Origin of the sequence: Paenibacillus sp. GCM10023250 (assembly GCF_042653205.1) — a bacterium.
Taxonomy (GTDB): Bacteria; Bacillota; Bacilli; order Paenibacillales; family Paenibacillaceae; genus Paenibacillus_Z.
Genome location: NZ_JBHSHY010000012.1, coordinates 125,830 through 145,910, shown reverse-complemented (window position 1 = coordinate 145,910; position 20,081 = coordinate 125,830). Strand labels below are relative to the sequence as shown.

The window sequence follows — 20,081 nt, the reverse complement described above, 5'->3', positions numbered from 1 at the left end:
GACTTCCTCGGCGGACGCGGCGGCGCAAGCGGCCGATGCCGCCGCGGCCGCATGGCGCGACTGGCTGACGGCGCGCGCGCTGCCGCCGACGCTGTCGCCGGAGGCCGCGCTGGAGACGCTCGACCTCGCCGAGCAGGCGCGGCTCCGCGTGGAAGCGCGGGAACGCGCAGCGGGCAAGGCCGCGCGGCTGCGCGGCGCCGTCGCCGCCTTCGAGCGGTCGGCCGCCGAGCTCGCGGCCGCGTTCCCGGAGACGGCGGCGCGGGCGCGCGGCGATGCCGCGGGCGCGCTTCGGCTGCTGCAGGCGGAAGCCGACGGCCATGCCGCGCGCCGCGCGGAACGCGAAGCGCTGCTGGAGAAGCAGGCGGAGCTGGACGTGAGCCTGGCGGGACTGGGCCGGTCGATCGAAGAGCTGGAGGAACGTCAGGCGCGGTGGTTCGCGGCGGGCGGCGCCGCCGACGAATTGGCCTGGCTGGCCGCCTTGGAGCGGTCGGAGCGGCTCGCGGGGATCGAGGAAGAGCTGTTTCTGCTGAACGCGACGGTGACCGCGGGTTTGTCGGAGGCGGAGCAGGCGCAGCTGGACGCTTGGCTGACGGAGCTGGACGAAGCCGCGCTCCGCGCGGAATCGGCCGGCGCTGAGCGCGCATGGCGGGAAGCCGAGGCGGAGCGCGGCCGGCTCTTGGAGCTGCTCGGCCGTGCCAGGCAGCGGCTGGAGCAGCTGCTGCGCGATGGCGACCGGCAGCGCCTGATCGGCGAACGCGAAGCCGTCTCCGCCGCGCTGGAGGCGCTCATCGACCGGTATGCGGTGCTGGCGATGAGCATGACGATGATCCGGCGGACAAAGCGGATCATGGAGGAGCAGCGCCAGCCCGCCGTGCTGCGCGAGGCGTCCCGGCTGATGGGACGGCTTACGGACGGGCGGTACAAGCGGATATTGCTGCGCGAAGGCGAAGGCGCGATCGCGCTCGAAGCCGCGGACGGGTGCTTGGTGGAGAGCGGATTCCTCAGCCGCGGGACGGCGGAGCAGTTGTACCTCGCGATGCGGTTCGCGCTCGCCGACGAAGCGGCGGCCGCCCATGCGCTGCCGCTGCTGCTCGACGACCCGTTCGTCAATTTCGACCGCGACCGCCAGCGGGCGGCGGCGGACGTACTGGGCGAGTTGGCCGAACGCCGGCAAATCGTCTTCTTCACCTGCCACGCCCATATACGCGAGCTTGTGATGGAACGGATTCCAGCTGCCAAGCTTGTGGAGCTGGCGCGGGAATAGCCGCGTCATGACGCTGAAAAGCCCCCTGGAATGGCAATGTCATTAAGGTAACTGAATGACATTGCCTGGAATGGGGGCTTTATTATTACCCGATTTTCCTCTTTTCCGATGTTCCAATTATCCGCTATCCCGCTTTTCCGATTGTCCGATGAACAGCGGCAAAACGGCGAAAGCGTGCCGGAACGATGAAGATCATATGGAGCGCCGACGCTCCCAGTCAAACCGAGCCGCCCTCGCTCACTCACCGTCAATTATTCCGCATCGGCGTTTTGTGACGGATCAGCAGGATCAGCCAGCCTAGGCTGATAAGGCCGAATAGAGGGTAAAGGGTGGAGAGCAGCGTGCCGAAGCCGATCTGACTGGCCACGTAGCAGGCGGCGAGCGTCAGCGTCGTAAGCAGCGTGCGAGACAGCTTCACCCGTTCCTGCAGCTGCAGCGTCAGCCCGTAGATGTCCGCGATGAGCGTCGTGAAGATTTCGGCGAAGATCAGGAAGATGTATATCCATTGGATGCCGTGACCGAGCTCGCGGGCGATGCCGCCCATCGGGATGGCGAACTGCTGGATGCCGGGCATGTACACCGAGAGGGCAATGTGGCCGGCGATGAGCATGAACCCGATGCCGATGCCGCCGGCCCAGGAGCCGTAGATGATTGCTTTGCGGTCCTCGATTTCGCCGCCCAGCGGGACGAGGACGGCCTGCGCCATGGACAGGTTGAACGCGGCGTACAGGAACGGGGACGCCCATACTGCGACTGGCGAGAAATCGCTCGTGAGCATCATCCACCGGTTCGATCCCGGCGTTTGGACGGTATCGATGATGATCAGCACCGTGAACAGCAGCATGACCGGCACGACGATCGAATTGACCGTCAAGATCGCGTTCATCCCTTTGCGAAGCAGCAGGAAGCAGCCGAAGATCGTGATCAGGAGGCCGGATTGGTAGGAGAAGTTCCAATTTTCGGAGAAAATCGCGCCCGCGCCCGCGAGCATGACAGAGCAGACGCCGAACAGCACCAACTGCATGAAATGGCTGATCCACCGGCCGAATCGGTCGCCGAACAGCACCTTGTTGACGTCTTCGTACGATTTGGCCCGCACGTTGTTCGAGATGAGCATCATTTTGGCGCCGAGCCAGACGAACATCGCGGTGGCGAGCAGGATCGTCAGGACGCCGACGACGCCGAAGCGGGTGAAGAACTGCAGGATTTCTTGGCCCGTCGCGAATCCGGCGCCGACTACGGTTCCCATATAGGTAAACGCGATTTGAATGACTGTGGTGAATCGTCTCATGGATCGATCAATCCCTGCCTTTCGTGGACGGCCTCTTCTAGAAGGTATGTCCGAGCGGGGACAGGCATGACTACAATCCGCGCGCCGGCGCCGGAATCGCGGCGGAACCGTGGCCGGCGTCGGCGATGCGGCCGAACGAAAAAAGGACGAAAGCCGGCCGCGCTGCGCGCGCGTACCGCGTTTCGTCCTTTCATGCCGTCTTTCGTTTCGTCCTTACGTGCCGCCTCTCGTTTCCGGATTCATGCCCGGCTCCGAGGCACGGCGACGATCCTTCGAAGCCTCGCCGGATATTCCGGTTATCCCTCGTCTTCGCTTACGTCCGGTTCTCCGCGGAAGCAAACAGCTTGATCGATAAAATGCGTTCGTTCTCCGGATCCAGATCCAGCTTCAGCAGCGCGCCATCCGCGTCGTAGGCAAGCACGCTGCCCGTATGCGTATCCGGTTCGCCCAGCTTCTTGACCGCGGCGCTCGCCGTGTCGCCGACGCGCAGTCCGCCGAGTCCCGTGGCGGCCGATCGGCCGAAGACCTCCACGAACTTGACCTTCTTGTCGGGCGAGAAGCCGACGGAGCAGGCCGCGTATTCCTTCACGGACAGCGTGCCGCCTTCGTCGTCGAGCGGGTAAGCTTCGCTTGGCTTGCCCAGCTTTGCGGAGGCGGACGCTTCGGCTTCGCCGATTGCGATGCCGAACAGCTTGGGCGCCTTGGCGTTCCAGGTTTCCTCGGTTTTGGCCGAAGGCACGGTTTTGCCGCCGGCCGACGATTCCGTCACGGAGTCCGGATCCGCGCCCTTGCCGCCGGTCAGGCCGCCGGTCACGGGCGCGCCGACGTTTCTGCTTTTGTTGTCGTATGCCTTCTGCGGGCTGTCCGTTAAGCTTGGATGTGCGTTTTGCGGCGCGGCTTGTCCGCCCGCGTTATCGCCGCCGGCCGGCAGATCGGCGGCGCGCAATTGGCAGCCCGCGAGGGTCACGGCGAGCAGCATGAGCGCAGTCGCGCCCGCTGCTCGTAAGGGGTAGCCGGTGTTCATGTCGCGGCACCTCCGTCTGGAATGGTTATAAGTGCTTTGTTACTATATAGACACGCCGCGAAGACGAAAAGTTGCGGGCATCGGCCGGATTTCTGGAATATAATTCCTCCTGTTGCGCGACTCCCCTTCCATATGGTACCTTTAACGGAAAAAGGTTTTTTGGTGGAGGGAACGCGAATGGAACGGCTTAAAGAACGCATCCTGCGCGAGGCTACGATTATTAATCAAGACGTCCTGAAGCTGGACGCGCTGCTAAACCATCAGGTCGATCCGCAGCTGACGCTGGAGATGGGCAAGGAATTCGCTCGCCTGTACGCGGAGACGCCGATTACGAAAGTCATTACCGTCGAATCCTCCGGCATTCCCGTCGCGTTCGCGACCGCGATGGCGCTGAACGTTCCGCTGGTGTTCGCGAGGCGCAAAAAGACGCTGATCGCGGACTCCGACGCGTATTCCGAGCGGGTGCCGTCGTTTACCAAAGGCATTGTAACGGACATCATGGTTTCCCGTCAATTTCTGTCGCCGGACGACACGGTGCTGTTCATCGACGATATCATCGCGAACGGCGACGCGGCGCGGGGCTTGATCAAGATCATCGAACGCTCGGGCGCGAAGCTGGCCGGGCTCGGAATCGTCGTGGAGAAATCGTTCCAGGCCGGCGCGCGGACAATCCGCGAACAGGGCATCCGGGTGGAATCGCTCGTCAAGATCGCCTCGCTCGAGGAAGGCCGGATCGTCTTCGAATCCTAGTGCCAGAATCAGCATCTTTTCGGGGCCGGCTTTTTGACTTATAATGTTCCTAAGTACGGAAGGGGGAGGCACTAAATATGGCGAATCTATCTGCGGAGTATCTCTTAACCAAGTTGACGGACGCGAAAAACCATTTTGAACGTGCGCTCGACTGCAAGCATACGGAGTTTGACGACTTGTATCCTTATATGATCGAACATCCCCAATTCTTTTGGTACAAACGGTACGTGGCGTGGTCGGAGCTGCTGACGCTCGTCAAGCTGTCGGAGGAGCTCGAGATCGACTGGAAGAACCAGTTCACCGAGAAGCAGGCAGAGTACGTGACGAGCCGCGTGATGTCCTCGCGCGTCCTCGACGAATGGTACGAGACGAACGATTCCAAGGAACACGTCGGTTAACCGCGCGAACGATACGGAAACGGAACCTCAATGCCGCGTTTGAACGCGGCGTTGGGGTTCTTTAAGTATGAAGGCCAATTAAGGGCGCGCCGGCGGGAAGCGGAAGGCGCGGCGGGAAGGGGGAGCAACGCATGATCACGGAAGAAGAACTGGACCGTTACCGGGTCGAAGGCACGCCGCTGCGGGTCGTCCGCGACAACATGGAAGTGAACGACGTGTTCGGGATCGTAGTCGCCTGGGACGCGGAGAGCGTCGTCATCAGGAAACGGAACCGGAGGGTCGTGAAGCTGAGCCGCGGCTACGTCTACGAGCCGGTCGGCGCGCCGCGGAGCGAAGTTTGACCGCCGCGGCAGAGGGCAGGCTGCGTTCGGAAGCGCGCGGCGAAACCCCGAGGCGGCATATAGCGGATCCGGTCAAAAGCTAGATGCACGCGGATATTGTTTGAAAATTTGAACATTGCCGTATTCCTTGACTTCGCTTGGCGCGGATGCTAGTATAAGAAACGTGATTGCGGCGCAAGCCGCGGTCGATCTGCCAGATGCGGTCGTGGCGGAATTGGCAGACGCGCTAGATTCAGGTTCTAGTGGTGTAACAGCCGTGGAGGTTCAAGTCCTCTCGACCGCACCAACCTTACATGACGAACCCCTTCCCTTCGGAAGGGGTTTTTGATTTGTTCCGTTTTGATTTGTCCCGAAGTTCGCAGGGCCCCCTGCTTTGAACGTATCATCGGCCTGAATCGGCGAGCGGTATATTTGCGGACGTATGCCGGGGGCGTACTTATTGAACACGGGGCTGAGGCGGTGTTCATGTAACGAAATGAAAAAGAAAATGTTGACATGCCCGTAAGCTTCATGGTATCTTATTAAACGTTGCTCCTGACATACGGGAGCGGCACCTGCCAGATGCGGTCGTGGCGGAATTGGCAGACGCGCTAGATTCAGGTTCTAGTGGTGTAACAGCCGTGGAGGTTCAAGTCCTCTCGACCGCACCAAACTCACAAATGCAAGAAGCCTTGTCGATCAAGGCTTCTTTTTTGCTTTTCGAGCTTGCATGAATCCCGGAACCCGCGCGAATCCTACCCATCGGGAAGTCCCGAGGGCGCTGCCGGGCTTCATTTCCTTTCGGCCCTTTGTGTCCAGAAAATTCAGACGTAAGACTCTTCATGCCTGTACCGCGAACGGGTTACAGTGAATGGAGGCGGTCTCATTCGCGATCCCGCATGCCTTGACACGATGAAGGAGGAAACTGGGTTGAACAAAGCCAAATACGCCAACATGCTTCCGATGCCCGAGCTCGACACGGTCTCGAAACGGCTGCTGCCGTTCAAGATATTATCCCGTCTGCGCGACGAAACGCCCGTGCGGTATGATGAGGTCCGCAACTGCTGGGACGTGTTCGGCTACGACAACGTCCATCGCGTGCTGAAGGATTATGCCGTGTTCTCGTCCGTTCGCGGCGCGAGCGCCGGCACCAGCATGCTTTATACGGATCCGCCCAAGCATGCCCAGCTTCGCGATCTCGTCAATAAGGCGTTCACGCCGCGCGAGATTCAAGCGTTCGCGCCGCGCATCGAAGCGATCGCTGCCGACCTGCTCGACCGGGCGCGCGGAGGCAGCATGGACCTCGTGCACGAATTCGCGACGCCGCTGCCCGTCATCATCATCGCCGAGATGCTCGGCGCGCCGAAGGAAGACCGCGAGCGGTTCAAGCGCTGGTCGGACGTGCTCGTCGAGAGCGCGGCGGACGATTCCGACGAGGCGTTTCGCGCCGTCGTCGAGCGCCGGCAGCTGGCGATCGCCGAGCTAACCGATTATTTCGCGGCCTTGCTGAGGGAGCGGGCCAAACAGCCGCAGGAGGATCTGATCTCCCTGCTGCTCGCGGCCGAGATCGACGGCGAGCGGCTGACCCCGCCGGAGTTGATCAGCTTCTGCATCCTGCTGCTCGCCGCCGGCAACGAGACGACGACGAACCTCATTACGAACGGCGTCCGTCTGCTGACCGAACGGCCCGAGCTGCAGCGCGAGCTGCGCCGGCAGCCCGAGGCGCTGCCCGACTTCGTCGAGGAGACGCTGCGGTACTACCCGCCGATTGTCGCCGTGGGGCGCGTCGCCAAGGAGGATACGGCGATCGGGGACGCCGCCGTCAAGGCGGGCGACCAGATCATCGCCTGGGTCGGCGCGGCCAACCGCGATCCGGCGAAATTCGACGATCCCGAATCGTTCGTCCTCGGACGGAAGCCGAACGCGCACATGTCCTTCGGCTTCGGCATCCACTTCTGCCTCGGAGCGCCGCTCGCCCGGCTGGAGGCGAAGCTCGCCCTCGGCGCGCTGCTTGCGCGCACCGGCGACATCCGCGCGCTGCCGGATCACGAGTTGACGCCGATCATGAGCTCGTTCGTGTTCGGGGTCAAAAATTATCCGGTGACGTTCGAGGCGCGCTGACGGCGCTCCTTTCCGCGTTGCCGCGCATCACGGCCCTTCCCCGCGGAAGGGCTTTTCGCGCTTCGTACGCCGGCAGCGACGACGGCTTATCATATGAAATCCGCATCCGTGATTGCCGCAATTCCTGCATTTCCCCCCTTGACGCACCTCCGGCACGATCGGATACAATCTGTTGACAACTTCTACACGTTCCCGTAACACGCGCGCGGTACATTTGAATGGCGCAAGCAGGCATCACAACCGGGAGGACACCATGACGACAAACATGAGATTAAAATATATTATCGGCTTTATCGCCGCATTGATCATTCTGCTGACGGCGGGGCGCTCGCTGCTCTCGCAGATCGGCGGGGAGCCGGACGGCGCCAAATCGCTGACCGGCTCCCCGCGCGGCGAGGCGGGAGCGCCGGCGGGGAACGAGGCGCCCGGAGGACGGTACAAAATCGTCATCGACCCGGGCCACGGCGGCAAGGATCCCGGCTCGGAAGGGGCGAGCGGACAGTGGGAGAAGGACAACAATCTCGCGCTTGCCTTGAAGCTGTACGAGCTGCTGAAGGACGACCCGTTGTTCGAGCCCCGGCTGACCCGGTCCGACGATACGTTCGTCGAGCTGGCCGACCGGGCGCAGGCAGCCGACGGCTGGGGCGCGGATGCCCTGATCTCGATCCACGGCAACGCCTTCGAGGATTCGTCGGTGGCCGGCACGGAGACGTATTACACGCATCCGGGCAGCATGGGGCTGGCGGAAGCGATTCACGGGAAGGTCGTCGCGGCGCTCGGCTTTCCCGACCGCGGCGTGAAGGAGGAGAAGCTAAAGGTGCTGTCGCTCAGCGAGATGCCGGCGGTGCTGGTCGAGCCCGGCTATTTGACGAACGCGGCGGAGGAAGCCTTCATGCTCGGCGCGGACGGCCAGCGGATCGAAGCGGAGGCGATCGCGGACGGGCTTCGGGCTTATTTCGCCGGTGCCGACGCGGCGCCGGCCGGCTCGCGCTAGGCGCTGCGCCTTCGCGCGCGACAACAACGGACAAGCCGTTCGGCCGCCATTTTATGTCGGACCCTCATTTATGCTACGATCACCATAGGCAAGACCGCAGATACGAACTCGGATAGATTGGAGACCAGCATGGACAAAACGAAAATCCTCATCATTGAGGACGAAGAAGCGATCGCCGATCTGCTGGCCTACGGCTTGGGCCGGGAAGGCTTCGAGACGCGGACGGCGGGAAATGGGGCGGACGGCTGGAAGGAGCTGGAGCGCTTCCGCCCGGACCTGCTCGTGCTGGATTGGATGCTGCCGGACCGGAGCGGCCTCGATCTATGCAAGCAGGTGACCGCGCGCTATAACCTGCCGATCCTCATGGTCACGGCGAGATCCGACATCACGGATAAAATTCTCGGCCTCGAGGTCGGCGCGGACGATTATATTACGAAGCCGTTCGACTTGCGGGAGGTCGTAGCCCGCATCCGGACCATCCTCCGGCGCTTGGCGCAGGCCCAGCCGGCCCCGGAGGAGACCGCGCAGCCGTCGATTCGCTTCAGCAATATCGCCGTGTCGCCCGACGAGCGGCTCGTAACGAAAGACGGAACGCCGGTCGAGCTAACGCCGAAGGAATTCGACCTGCTGCTCGCGCTGCTTGGCGCCCGGGGCAAAATCTTCACGCGCACGGAGCTGCTCGATTTCGTCTGGGGCTACGACTTTCCCGGCGACACGCGGACGGTCGACACGCACATCCAACGGCTGCGCAAGAAGCTCGACGCGGCGGATCTGATCACGACCGTCTTCGGCGTCGGCTACAAATTCGAGAAGCGGACGGACTGACGGCGTGCTGCGGACGATTCGGGCTAAATTCGCCTTCGGCTTCCTGCTGATCTTCTGCCTGTCGTTCCTCCTGCTGAACGTCACGCTGAAGGAATACATCCGTTCCAGCAACCGGAACATCATCACGTCGGATCTCGTCGAGCTCAAGAACAACGGCAATGTCTACGTCCGCCAGGCATTCCTGATCAATCACTTCACGAACAACGACTTATATTTCGGGCAAATGGCCGAGGAGATGGTCGGCGACCTGCGCCGCGCCACCTCCAGCGACGTGAGCGCCTACACGGTCGACGGCATCCTGCTCTATTCGTCCGATCAGACGAAATTCGCAGGCCGCCCGACGTCCGATCTGAAGCTGGCGCTCGAAGGCAAGACCGCATATACGATCACCTATAAGGGAAACGCGGGGTCCGTGCTGTATTCGTATCCGGTCGTCATCGACGGCGTAAAGGTCGGCATCCTGCGCTTCGCCAAGGATTTCTCCTCGCTCTACGAGCAGACCGGGCGAATCCTCAACATTCTCTTCTACCTCGCGCTCGCGATCTTCGCGGCGGCGTTCCTGTTCTCGTACATGCTGTCGCGGCATATCACGATTCCGCTCGTCAAGCTGACCCGCGCGTCCACGGAGGTCATCCGGGGCAATCTCGATGTCCGCATCGGCGTCCGGCGCAAGGACGAGATCGGGCGGCTCGCGGCCAACTTCAACGACATGATTGGCCGGATTGCCAGCCAGATCGCGACGATCGGCCGCGACCGCGACCGCCTGAAGGCGCTGCACGAGCAGGAGAAGCGCTTCTTCGACAACGTCACGCACGAGCTGAAGACGCCGCTCACGTCGATTCTCGGCTATGCCGAGATCATCCGGGAGAACGGTGAGTCCGACCGGGCGTTCTTCGATAAAGGGATGGCGCATATCGTGGACGAGAGCCGGCGCCTGCACGGCATGGTGCTCAATCTGCTCGAGGTGTCTCGGCGCAGCGCCGCCATGGACGAGGCCGCGCCCGTCGACGCGGGCGCGCTGCTGCGCGACGTGATCGACGCGATGGAGCTGCGGGCGAAACGGTACAAGAAGCGGATCGCGCTGGACGCGGAGGACGGGCTGTACGTGCTCGGCCAGCCGGACAGGCTTCGCCAGCTGTTCATTAATCTGCTCGACAACGCCATCAAGTACAGCACGCCGCAAGCGGAGATCGCGGTCGCTGCGGAGACGGACCGGGCGGCGGGCATCGTCCGCTTCGCGTTCGCCAATCCGGGCGTGACGCTATCGCCCGATCAGGTGGACCAGGTGTTCGAGCCGTTCTATTCGGGCGACCGGACGTTCAAGGAGGAAGGGAGCGTCGGGCTCGGACTCAGCATCGTGAAGGCAATCGTAGACGACCACGGCGGGACGATCCGCATGACGTGCGGCGCCGGGCGGACGACCGTGCACGCGGCTCTCCCCGCGGCGGGAAGGGAGGTAGACGCATGAGGATGCCGTCTGCGAAGACGCACGCGCTGCCGCGGCCGACGATCAAGTCCCGGACGACGCTTCGCGTCTTGGCCGCCGCGCTCGCGTGCATGCTGCTGCTCCTGGCGCTCGCCGGCTGCATGGACGATCCCCGCTCCGAGACGATCGTCATTCCGGGCACGGAGGATGAAGGGCCGGCCGGCGAAGCGGGCTCCGGCACGCCATTCCGGGTGAAGACGATTTATCCGCTACCGGTTGAGGAGAAGTATAAACTGCCCGTACTCGGCTGGGCGGATGGGGATGCGCTCATCGGCTATTTCGCCGCGGGCACCGCGCCCGGCACGGCGGAAATTCGCGGCCTGCAGCAGCTCGACCCGCCGTACGAACAGCCAAAGCCGCTCGCGGGTGCGGGGAATCTCTTGATGGATGACTTCGGCGCGCTGTCGCCGGACGGGAAGACGATCGCGGTACTCGCGAAGACTGCGAAGGGCATCGGGCTGACGCTCGTAACCGTGGACGGCGGCCAGGTCAAGCGGGTGCCCGAAACGACGCAGAAGCAGCTGTATTCGCCCGCGCTGCGATGGTCGGGCAACGGCCGGTTCTTATCCTATTTGGCGTACGGCGAAGCCCGGGGGGAGCTGCGCATCGCGGCGTACGATGCGAAGAGCGGCACGCTCGGGGAGCTGCCGCTCGCGGGGCTGCAGAAATACGGCAGCAACGCCACCGTCGTATTGACGGACGACGGCAGCGGCGCGCTGATCGAAGATGGGAAGACGATCGCCATGGCCAAGCGGGCTGGCGACCGCTTCGAGGTAAAGTACGATCACCCGTCGGGCATCGGCGCCGGCGTTTGGGTGGACGACGACCGGTTCGCATTTCTCGGCGCGGACGGCACGCTGTTCCAATACGACGGCCGAAGCGGCGAACTGTCCGTTCTGCTGGAGAAGGTCGCGTATTTCAGCTTGTCGCCGGACCGGAAGGCGATCGCTTACACGCGAAGCGACCCGGACGACGTGTCCGTCTACGCCGGAAAGCTGCAGGGGAACAACGTGCTGTCCCAATCGGCCATATTCCAAGGCGTCATCCCGTATCTCATGGCGTGGAGCCCGAGCGGCACAGCTCTGCTGATCGACGGCGGCAAGCCGTACGCGAGCACGACGGCGCAGGAGACCGCGCCGTCGGCCGCGGCCGTCGACGGCAGGCAGCAGACGTTCGTCATTCGGTTCCAATAACGCCGAACAACTGCGCGGAAGCGCAGAAGGAATAGGAATAGGAATAGGAATAGGAAAACAGGCGCCAAACGGCGGCAGGCCGGACGAATTTCGTCCGGCTTGCCGCTTTTTTATTCGGATTTCGGAGACATTTTGTTGACATCCGGATGAAGGTTTGGAGACATCTCCTCTTTATAGTGTGGAAGAGCCCGGTCAACCGGCCGGACAATCGAAGCGAACGCGCGAAGGAGAACGAGGCATGAACAAATACGGATTTGGCCTTGCCGCGGGCTGCCTGCTCGCCGCGGCATTGGCCGGCTGCGATGCCGGCGGCGGAACCGGCGGGAACGCGGTCTCCTGGAGCGACGCGGGAGACGAAGCCGCGCCGGGCGCGAACGCCGGCGGCTCCGCCGGAGGAGACACCGGAGACAACGCAGCGGAAGCCGGCGGCCCGTCCTCGGGAACCGGCAAGACGATGATCGTCTTCTCGACCTTCTGGCACGATCCCAAATACCAAGCGGCGAAGAAAGCGTACGAAGCGCTCCATCCGGACGTCGAGATCAAGCTGGAGGACGTCGACTACACGAACGAGACGCTGGAAACGGATATCGAGAAGTACGTGACGGCCGCGAACGCGGCGCTCCTGTCGGGCAAGGGACCTGATCTGATCGACATGGACCTGGTGCCGGCCGACAGCTACGTCAAGCACGGCCTGCTGGCTGATCTAAGCCCGATGATGGCGCAGGATAAGGCATTCAAGCGGAGCGATTATTTCACGAACGTGCTGGACAACGTCCGCGTCGGCGATGCGCTGTACGCGATGCCGCTTTCCTTCTTCCTGATGGGTCTCGCCGGGGACGAAGGCGCCATCGCCAAGACGGGCGTCGCGTTCGACGATCTGTCGTGGTCGTGGAGCGATTTCACGCAGACGGCGGAAGCGATGACGGCGAGCGGCGGACTGCGGACGGCGCTGTCGTACGAAGGGCCCGAATATTTGCTGGGCGAGATGGTGAGCGACAATTACGGGCTGTTCCTGGATGCCGGCGGGCGCGAGGCGCATTTCGATTCGGCTTCGTTCACGGGGCTGATGAAGCAGGTGAAGACGATGTTCGACGACGGCGTTGTCTCCAAGGCCGGCCGCGGCGTCAACGCGTATTTCAACAGCATCCAGATCAATTCGCCGAAGGATTACCTGGAATCGATGGCGGGCTTCAGCCTCAGCGCGAAGATGACCGACCAGACGGCGGGCGACCACGTGAAGTTGTACGCGAAGCCGCATGCGCAGGACACGGCGGCCGGCGGCTATTTCAAGACGTACCGGAGCGTCGCGATCGCGGCCAATTCGAAGGTCAAAGCGGCGGCGTGGGATTTCGTGAAGTTCCTGATGTCCGAGGAGATGCAGGCGCCCGCGACGACGACGGGCTTCCCGATCAACAAGACGGCTTACGCGAAGCAAGTCGAGGCGCTGAAGAAGCAGGGATCGTTCCCGTCCTTCGCGGAAGGACCGCTGCAAGGGGCGGCGATTCAAGCAGACGGCGCGATGCTGGACGGACTGGACGCGTACGTGAACGGCGCGATTCATCCTTCCCAGGATAACAAATCCGATCAGATATGGAACCTGGTCGTCGCGGAGTCCAAGGCCTTCTTCGCCGGACAGAAGTCCGCGGAGGCGGTCGCGAGTCTGATTCAGAACAAAGCGACGACCTTTCTCAACGAGTAACATACGACGTTTAAAGGAGCTGGATCGTTATGAAATCAATCGGACTTACACTGCTGACGGTGACGCTGATGGCATTGTCCTTGGCGGCTTGCGGCGGCAATGGCGGCAGCGGCGCGAGCAACGGCGGCGCCGGAAGCCCGGGCTTGGCGGGCTCGAATCAAGAGGCCGGCGGGGCGAACGGCCCAGGCGGAACGTCGGACGCGAACGCGGGCGGAGACACACCGTCCTCCGGCGGCAAACAGACGATTGTCTTCTCGGTCTTCTGGCCGAACAAAGAGTACGAGGAGGCGGTCAAGACCTACGAAGCCGCTCATCCGAATATCGATATTCAGCTGAAGTACGGGCTCAGCCATCCGTACAGCAACGACGATGGGAACGGCGAGCAAACGGATGCCGACATCGAGAAATTCACGACGGCCACGAACGCGGCGATGCTGGCCGGCAAAGGGCCCGACCTGCTCGACCTGCGGTACTTGGCCGCCGAGGATTACGAACGGCATCATTTATTGGAAGATCTGGGTGCGCGGATGGACGGGGACAAGTCGTTCCGGAAGTCCGATTATTTCGCGAACGTGCTTGGCGCCGGACAAAGCGGAACCGGCCCGTTCAGCATTCCGCTGACCTTCACTCTGAGCGGAATGGTCGGCGACCGGGCCGCGATCGCCGCGACCGGCGTGAAGATCGACGACGGCGCATGGACGTGGGATGACTTTATGACGGCGGGACGGCAGCTCGTCGCGGCGAAGGGCAAGTATGATTCCGCCATCGTCAGCGGGGAAGGCTTGATGGTTGGCGGACCGGATTATTTCGTGCGCAGCGTCGTCGCCGACAACTACGGCTCGTTCGTGGACGAAGCCGGCCGCAAGGCCAGCTTCGATTCGCCCGCATTCACGGGACTGCTGAAGCAGATCAAGGCCATGATCGACGAAGGCGTCGTCGGCTCCGCGGGCAGGGGTTACTTCACGAACGTGACGATCCAGTCGCCGACCGATTATTTGACCAGCCTGCGGGTGTTCGGCGACGACACGGCGTTCTACGTGAAGCCGCACGCGGACGGTTCCGGGAAGGGCGCTTCCTTCGAGACGGGTTCGCAGATCGGGATCAACGCCGGCTCCAAGGCGAAGGACGCGGCGTGGGATTTCCTGCACTACATGATGGACCATACGAAGATCGGCCTGCCGATCAACAAGGAACGTTTCCGGGATGCCGTCGCGTCGCTGAAGCAGCAGGGCACGATCACGCCCGACACGCTCGGCCCGCTGCAAGGGAAGCCGTTCAAGGTCGACGGCGTCCAGCTCGACCGGCTCGAAGACTTCGCGGAGGGCGCTGCCCGCAAGAAGAGCGATTCCGGCAAGGTGCTGGATATCATCGCGGCTGATTCGGCAGCCTTCTTCGCCGGGCAGAAATCCGCAGAGGACGTCGCGAAGCTGATCCAAAACAAAGCGACGACGGTCCTGCATGAGTAGCTTTCGCCTGCCGCGGCCGCGCGGCGACGCCGCGGCGGCGATGCTCTTCCTGGCGCCGAGCCTGACCGGCTTCGCCGTGTTCTACCTCATTCCGTTCGCGCTCGGCTTTTACGAGTCGTTCACGGACGGCGCGCTCGGCGGGCGGTTCGTCGGCTTGAGCAACTACGCGGAGCTGCTCCGGAGCGCCTCGTTCCGCAAGGCGGCGGGCAATTCGCTGCTCTTCACGGGCGCGGGCGTGCCGCTGCTCGTCGCGCTTTCCTTGACGCTCGCGGTGCTGCTGAACCGGCCGCTCTTCCTGCGCGGTTCGATCCGAACGTCCATCATGCTGCCGCTCGTCGTGCCCGTCGCGTCCGTCGTGACGGTGTGGCAGATCTTCTTCGACTGGAACGGGGCGCTGAACGCCTGGCTGCACGCGTTCGGGATGGCGCGGATCGATTGGATGCAGTCGAACTGGTCGATGAGCATCGTCGCCGTCATGTACGTCTGGAAAAACATCGGCTACGACATGATTCTGCTGCTGGCCGGCCTGCAGTCGATCCCGAAGGATTATTACGAGACGGCTTCCCTCGAAGGAGCGGGCCGGTTCCATCAGTTTCGCCATATTACGCTCGTGTATCTGACGCCGACCTTGTTCTTCGTGCTGCTCATCTCGATCATCAATTCGTTCAAGGTGTTCCGGGAGACGTACCTGCTGGCCGGCGATTACCCGTACGACCGGCTGTACATGCTGCAGCATTACATGAACAATATGTTCTTCGAGCTGGACGTCCAGAAGCTGACGGCCGCGGCGACCCTCATGGTCGGCTGCATCGTCGTGCTGACTTCCGGACTGCTCCGCGCCGAACGCCGGTTTCGGGAATACACGGAGTAGAGAGAAAGGAGGGAGACCATGCGCATGCGCAATCGTTCGCGGCTGTCCGGGCTGGCGCTGACGGCGCTGCTCGGCGCGTTCGCGGCCGCCATGCTGTTTCCGATCGGATTGACGCTGGCCGATTCGCTCATGTCGGAAGCGGAGATCGGGCGGAACTACGACTTGATCGGGAAAATGGTCGACGCGGCGAGCGGCGGCAAGGACGCGTTCGTGAACCTGAAGCTGCTGCCGGACTGGCTGACGTTCGGGCAGTACGCGCAGGTATTGATCCTGAGCCCGAAATTTCTGCAGATGTTCTGGAATTCGGCCGGGCTCGTCGCGCCGATCGTCGCGGGCCAGACGCTCGTCGGCTCGCTGGCCGCCTACGCGTTCGCCAGGCTGCGGTTCCGGGGGCGGGACAAACTGTTCCTCGTCTATCTGATGACGATGCTGATGCCGTTCCAGGTGACGCTCGTCCCGAACTACCTCGTCATCGACATGCTCGGTTTGATGAACCGTTCGGCGGCGATCGTGCTGCCCGGCATCTTCGGGGCCTTCGGCGTCTTCATGATGCGCCAGTTCATGGCGCATATCCCGTACGCGCTGAATGAAGCCGCCAAAATCGACGGCGCCGGGCAGTGGACGATCTTCGCGAGGGTCGTCCTGCCGCTGGCCAAACCGGGCCTGGCGGCGCTGACCGTGCTGCTGTTCGTCGATTACTGGAACATGATCGAGCAGCCGCTCATCTTCCTGCAGGACGCGGCCAAGCAGCCGTTGTCGCTCTACTTGGCCCAAATCAACCGCTCGGCGCGGGGGATCGGCTTCGCCGCTTCCGCGCTGTACATGGCCCCGATGGTGCTGCTGTTCCTGTACGCGGAGTCGTACTTCGTGGAGGGCATCCAGCAATCGGGCATCAAAGGATAAATTCAGGAGTGATCGTCATGGAAGAACGGACGTCCCGATCCGGCAAACGAAAGCTGCATCTCGCGGCGGGCGCGTTCCTCGTCCTGCTCGCGGTCTGCACGCTGGCGGGCAACACGCTGCGCGGCCTGTCGATGCCAAAGGTGGCGATCGCGGTCGCGGCGAAGGGCGCGATCGCGCACGAGTACGAAGGCAGCGCGACGGTACAGCCGGGGCAGACGCGGGACATTGCGAATCCGGCGGGGTGGAAGGTGAAGAAAGTGTTCGTCCATCCGGGCGACCGGGTAAGCCGCGGCCAAGCGCTGGTCGAATACGACGATAGCGAGGCGCAGCAGCAGCTGGCCGACATGGAGGCGGAGCTGAAGAAGCTGAATATGTCGATGGACCAGCTGCACGCGAATTACATCGTCGCGGCTAGCGGCGGAGACGAGGGCGCGAAGGCCGCCGCGAAGACGGCGATCGAATCGGCCGAGCTCGACATCGCGACGCAGCAGCAGCATATGCACAATCTGCAGAAGAGCATCGCCGAAGGCCGGTCGGTCTCGGCGCCGTTCGACGGCGTCGTCACGCAGGTCGGCGCGACCGAGGGTCTCGGACCCGGCGGCGCGCCCGACGTCGTGCTGGCCGATGCCGCCAAAGGGTACGAGATTCGGCTGCTCGTGCCGGGCGACGTCGCCGCGCTGCTCGAGCCTGGCGAACAGCTGGATGGGATCACGCTGACGGGCAAGGACGAGCGGCAGCTGACCGGCACGATCGCGGCCATCGACGACGAAGCGGGTGCGGGCGACCCGCCGCCAACGGACGATTCCGGCGGCATTTCGCCCGCGGCGCCGCCGAGCCGCGTCACCGTCGCGCTCAAGGGCGGCGCGCTGAAAGGCGGGGAGCGGGTGAAGGTGAAGATCGCGAAGCAAGGCGGCGAGCAGACCGTGACGGTGCCGAACGAAGCCGTCCATCGCGATGCGCGCGGCGCGTACGTCTACACGCTGCGGGCCGACGAAGGTCCGCTCGGCAGCGCCTATTACGTCGTGGAGACGCCGATCAAGATCGCGGACGCCAACGCGTACGTCACGGCGGTCGCCGACGGGCTGTTCGAGCAGCAGGAGGTGGTGGTGAACGCCACCGGTTTCCTCATGGACGGCACGCGCGTGAGACGGTAGCTGCCTGCCGGCGGCAGTCTAAAAATCAAGGGTTGACTTTCTGAATTCGGCTGTGGTATATTACTTCTTGCCGCTTCTCGAAAGCGAAGCGACTTCTGCCGAATGTGCGGTCGTGGCGGAATTGGCAGACGCGCTAGATTCAGGTTCTAGTGGTGTAACAGCCGTGGAGGTTCAAGTCCTCTCGACCGCACCAACTTCTACAATGAACAAGCCTTGCGACAGCAAGGCCTTTTTGCTGTTTATATGCCCGATTAGGGCAGTGGATACGGCCGATCGTATGCGCCATCCGGCAATTCTGCAGGTGATGGGCGCGAGAAGGGCTTCCACGGCGGAACGGCGAATAGGAAAGGCGGCGCTCAGCCGCCTTTCTTGCATTCGTTGGCGCAATTCGATATTGAACCGGCAGCCGTTTCGTTGTATCGTAGGTTAAGCGCTTAACCTATCTTGGCGCGCTAACCGGTGAGGAGGAAGACGATGGAGACCGCATACGAGGTTACGGGAGGCGTCGCGCGCATCCGGCTGACGGATTACGGCGCGGTGCCGGATTCGGGCCGCGACGCGCTGCCCGCTATGCGGCGGGCGATTGAAGCGGCGGAGAGGCATGCCGGGCCGGCGGTGCTGGAATGCCCGCCGGGGCGGTACGATTTTTATCCCGGCGAGGCTGCCCGGGCGCCGTATTACATCACGAACACGGCGAGCGAGGAGGAGAACCCCGACGTCACGAAGACGATCGCGATCCTGCTGAAGGGGATCGGGCGGTTGACGCTGGACGGGAACGGCTCGCTCTTCCTGTTCCACGGGCGGGTGACCATGCTCGCGCTGGACGGCTGCGACGACGTCGAGATCCGCGATCTCCATCTCGATTACGTCCGTCCGACGGTGGCCGAGATGACGGTGACGGCCGCCGGGACCGGTTACATGGACGTCGAGGTGCATCCCGACTCCCGGTACGAGCTGCAGGACGGGAAGGTCTATTGGACCGGCGACGGCTGGCGCTTCAACGCCGGCCCGATGCAGGCGTTCGACCCCGTCCGCAACCGGACCTGGCGCATCGACAATCTCGGAGAAGCGGCGCGCGCCGAGGAGCTGGCGCCGGGGCGGCTTCGCTTCCATCTGGACGGGGCGTCCGGCGAACCCGCCGGCCGCGTCCTGCAAGTGCGCGACGGCCTGCGCGACCAGGTCGGCGTCTTCATTCACCGCAGCCGGAACATCCGGCTGACCGGCGGCGGCATTCACTTCATGCACGGCCTCGGCATCGTGTGCCAGTACAGCGAAGACCTGCGCTTCTCGGAGCTGGACCTCTCGCCGCGGCCGGAGACGGGCCGGACGGTGACGGCGTTCGCCGACTTCATCCATGTCTCCGGCTGCCGCGGCCGGGTGGAGATCGAAGGCTGCCGGTTCATCGGCGGCCATGACGATCCGGTCAACGTGCACGGCACGCATCTGCGGCTCGTCGGCATGCCGGAGCCGAACCGGGTGCTGCTGCGCTTCATGCATCCGCAGACATACGGCTTCCAGCCGTTCTTTCCCGGCGACGAGGCGGCGTTCGTCAAGAGCGCGACGCTGCTGCCGTACGGCTCGGGCCGGGTGCGCGCCGTCCAAGCGGTCAGCCCGCGCGACTGGCTGCTGACGCTGGAGGCGGATGCGCCGGCGGGCGCCGAACCCGGAGACGCGGTCGAGAACGTCACGTGGAACCCGGAGCTGCACGTGCACGGCAATTATTTCGCCCGCATTCCGACGCGGGGCGTGCTCGTGACGACCCGGCGCAAGGCGGTCATCGAAGGCAACGTCTTCGACGGCACGACGATGAGCGGCGTGCTCGTCGCCGACGACGCGGAGAGCTGGTTCGAGTCCGGTCCGGTCCGCGATCTGACGATCCGGGGCAACCGGTTCGCCGGCTGCGGCAGCGCGGAGCATCCCGTCATCTGCGTCGCGCCGGAGAACCGCGTCGCAGACGCCGCCTCGCCGGTGCACGAAGGCATCGTCATCGAGGGCAACCGGATCGAGACGAGCTTGGCGGCGGCGCTGGACGCGAAGAGCGTCCGGGGCTTGCGCTTCGCGAACAACGCGGTCGTACCGGCGGAAGGGGCCGCGGAGGACGGCGCGCCCGCGGCCGCGAGCCTCATCCGGCTCGACGCCTGCAGCGGCGTGACCGTCAATGGCAACGCCTTCGCCGAAGACGGCTTGCCGGCGAGCGTCGCCGCGGTGAAGCGGATGGCGCCGGACGGCCTGCGGGTCGGCGAGGGCCAGCGGCTGCGCGTCGAGGTACGGGACTAAACGGCGGGGGAACCGCGTGAGCAAGAAGCGAGCAGGCCGCGAGCG

At 63.6% G+C, this 20,081-nt stretch carries 17 protein-coding genes and 3 tRNA genes; 18 read left to right on the top strand and 2 right to left on the bottom strand.

The window, feature by feature from the left end; all coding sequences use genetic code 11:
- The coding region (locus ACFPB1_RS12470; RefSeq protein ID WP_379225611.1) for an ATP-binding protein at window positions 1-1,264 on the top strand (1,264 nt) is incomplete at its 5' end.
- A gap of 247 nt (window positions 1,265-1,511) precedes the next feature.
- Here the strand turns inward: ACFPB1_RS12470 and ACFPB1_RS12465 are convergent.
- Both ACFPB1_RS12465 and ACFPB1_RS12460 read right to left on the bottom strand, forming a co-directional pair.
- Window positions 1,512-2,555: a hypothetical protein gene (locus tag ACFPB1_RS12465; RefSeq protein WP_379225609.1), complete on the bottom strand. Its 1,044-nt coding sequence runs from the start codon at window positions 2,553-2,555 to the stop codon at window positions 1,512-1,514.
- Window positions 2,556-2,868: 313 nt separating this feature from the next.
- Window positions 2,869-3,579 (bottom strand): hypothetical protein, encoded by a 711-nt coding sequence (locus ACFPB1_RS12460; protein ID WP_379225607.1) that lies wholly within the window; start codon window positions 3,577-3,579, stop codon window positions 2,869-2,871.
- A gap of 177 nt (window positions 3,580-3,756) precedes the next feature.
- On the opposite strand from ACFPB1_RS12460, the gene ACFPB1_RS12455 reads away from it, so the two are divergent.
- The 17 genes from ACFPB1_RS12455 (at window position 3,757) to ACFPB1_RS12375 (ending at window position 20,036) form a co-directional block, all read left to right on the top strand.
- Window positions 3,757-4,329: a xanthine phosphoribosyltransferase gene (locus tag ACFPB1_RS12455; RefSeq protein WP_379225605.1), complete on the top strand. Its 573-nt coding sequence runs from the start codon at window positions 3,757-3,759 to the stop codon at window positions 4,327-4,329.
- A gap of 77 nt (window positions 4,330-4,406) precedes the next feature.
- Window positions 4,407-4,727, top strand: coding sequence for a hypothetical protein (locus tag ACFPB1_RS12450; protein WP_379225603.1), 321 nt, complete (start codon window positions 4,407-4,409; stop codon window positions 4,725-4,727).
- 131 nt (window positions 4,728-4,858) lie between these two features.
- Entirely contained in the window at window positions 4,859-5,068 is a 210-nt protein-coding gene (locus tag ACFPB1_RS12445) for a hypothetical protein (RefSeq protein WP_379225601.1), read from the top strand.
- A 199-nt stretch (window positions 5,069-5,267) separates the two neighbouring features.
- Window positions 5,268-5,354: transfer RNA gene (locus tag ACFPB1_RS12440), tRNA-Leu, on the top strand.
- A 277-nt stretch (window positions 5,355-5,631) separates the two neighbouring features.
- Window positions 5,632-5,718: transfer RNA gene (locus ACFPB1_RS12435), tRNA-Leu, on the top strand.
- Window positions 5,719-5,959: 241 nt separating this feature from the next.
- On the top strand, window positions 5,960-7,168 hold the full coding sequence (locus ACFPB1_RS12430) for a cytochrome P450 (protein ID WP_379225598.1): 1,209 nt from the start codon (window positions 5,960-5,962) through the stop codon (window positions 7,166-7,168).
- Between the two features lie 253 nt (window positions 7,169-7,421).
- Entirely contained in the window at window positions 7,422-8,162 is a 741-nt protein-coding gene (locus tag ACFPB1_RS12425; RefSeq protein WP_379225596.1) for an N-acetylmuramoyl-L-alanine amidase family protein, read from the top strand.
- Window positions 8,163-8,291: 129 nt separating this feature from the next.
- Window positions 8,292-8,987: a response regulator transcription factor gene (locus ACFPB1_RS12420; protein ID WP_379225594.1), complete on the top strand. Its 696-nt coding sequence runs from the start codon at window positions 8,292-8,294 to the stop codon at window positions 8,985-8,987.
- Between the two features lie 4 nt (window positions 8,988-8,991).
- Entirely contained in the window at window positions 8,992-10,455 is a 1,464-nt protein-coding gene (locus tag ACFPB1_RS12415; RefSeq protein WP_379225592.1) for an ATP-binding protein, read from the top strand.
- Window positions 10,452-11,666, top strand: a complete 1,215-nt coding sequence (locus tag ACFPB1_RS12410; RefSeq protein ID WP_379225589.1) for a hypothetical protein — start codon at window positions 10,452-10,454, stop codon at window positions 11,664-11,666. Before ACFPB1_RS12415 ends, ACFPB1_RS12410 begins: the two co-directional genes overlap by 4 nt.
- A gap of 238 nt (window positions 11,667-11,904) precedes the next feature.
- Window positions 11,905-13,365, top strand: coding sequence for an ABC transporter substrate-binding protein (locus tag ACFPB1_RS12405; RefSeq protein WP_379225587.1), 1,461 nt, complete (start codon window positions 11,905-11,907; stop codon window positions 13,363-13,365).
- Between the two features lie 29 nt (window positions 13,366-13,394).
- A complete protein-coding gene (locus ACFPB1_RS12400; RefSeq protein ID WP_379225585.1) occupies window positions 13,395-14,831 on the top strand; it encodes an ABC transporter substrate-binding protein in 1,437 nt (478 codons plus the stop codon).
- Complete coding sequence (locus tag ACFPB1_RS12395; RefSeq protein ID WP_379225583.1) at window positions 14,824-15,702, top strand: carbohydrate ABC transporter permease; 879 nt, start codon at window positions 14,824-14,826, stop codon at window positions 15,700-15,702. Before ACFPB1_RS12400 ends, ACFPB1_RS12395 begins: the two co-directional genes overlap by 8 nt.
- Before the next feature lie 24 nt (window positions 15,703-15,726).
- Complete coding sequence (locus ACFPB1_RS12390; protein WP_379225581.1) at window positions 15,727-16,605, top strand: carbohydrate ABC transporter permease; 879 nt, start codon at window positions 15,727-15,729, stop codon at window positions 16,603-16,605.
- 17 nt (window positions 16,606-16,622) lie between these two features.
- Entirely contained in the window at window positions 16,623-17,759 is a 1,137-nt protein-coding gene (locus ACFPB1_RS12385; RefSeq protein WP_379225579.1) for an efflux RND transporter periplasmic adaptor subunit, read from the top strand.
- 106 nt (window positions 17,760-17,865) lie between these two features.
- Window positions 17,866-17,952, top strand: a tRNA-Leu gene (locus tag ACFPB1_RS12380).
- Window positions 17,953-18,233: 281 nt separating this feature from the next.
- The gene (locus ACFPB1_RS12375) at window positions 18,234-20,036 is read left to right on the top strand and encodes a right-handed parallel beta-helix repeat-containing protein (protein ID WP_379225577.1); all 1,803 of its coding nucleotides are present in this window, start codon (window positions 18,234-18,236) and stop codon (window positions 20,034-20,036) included.
- Window positions 20,037-20,081: the final 45 nt, after the last annotated feature.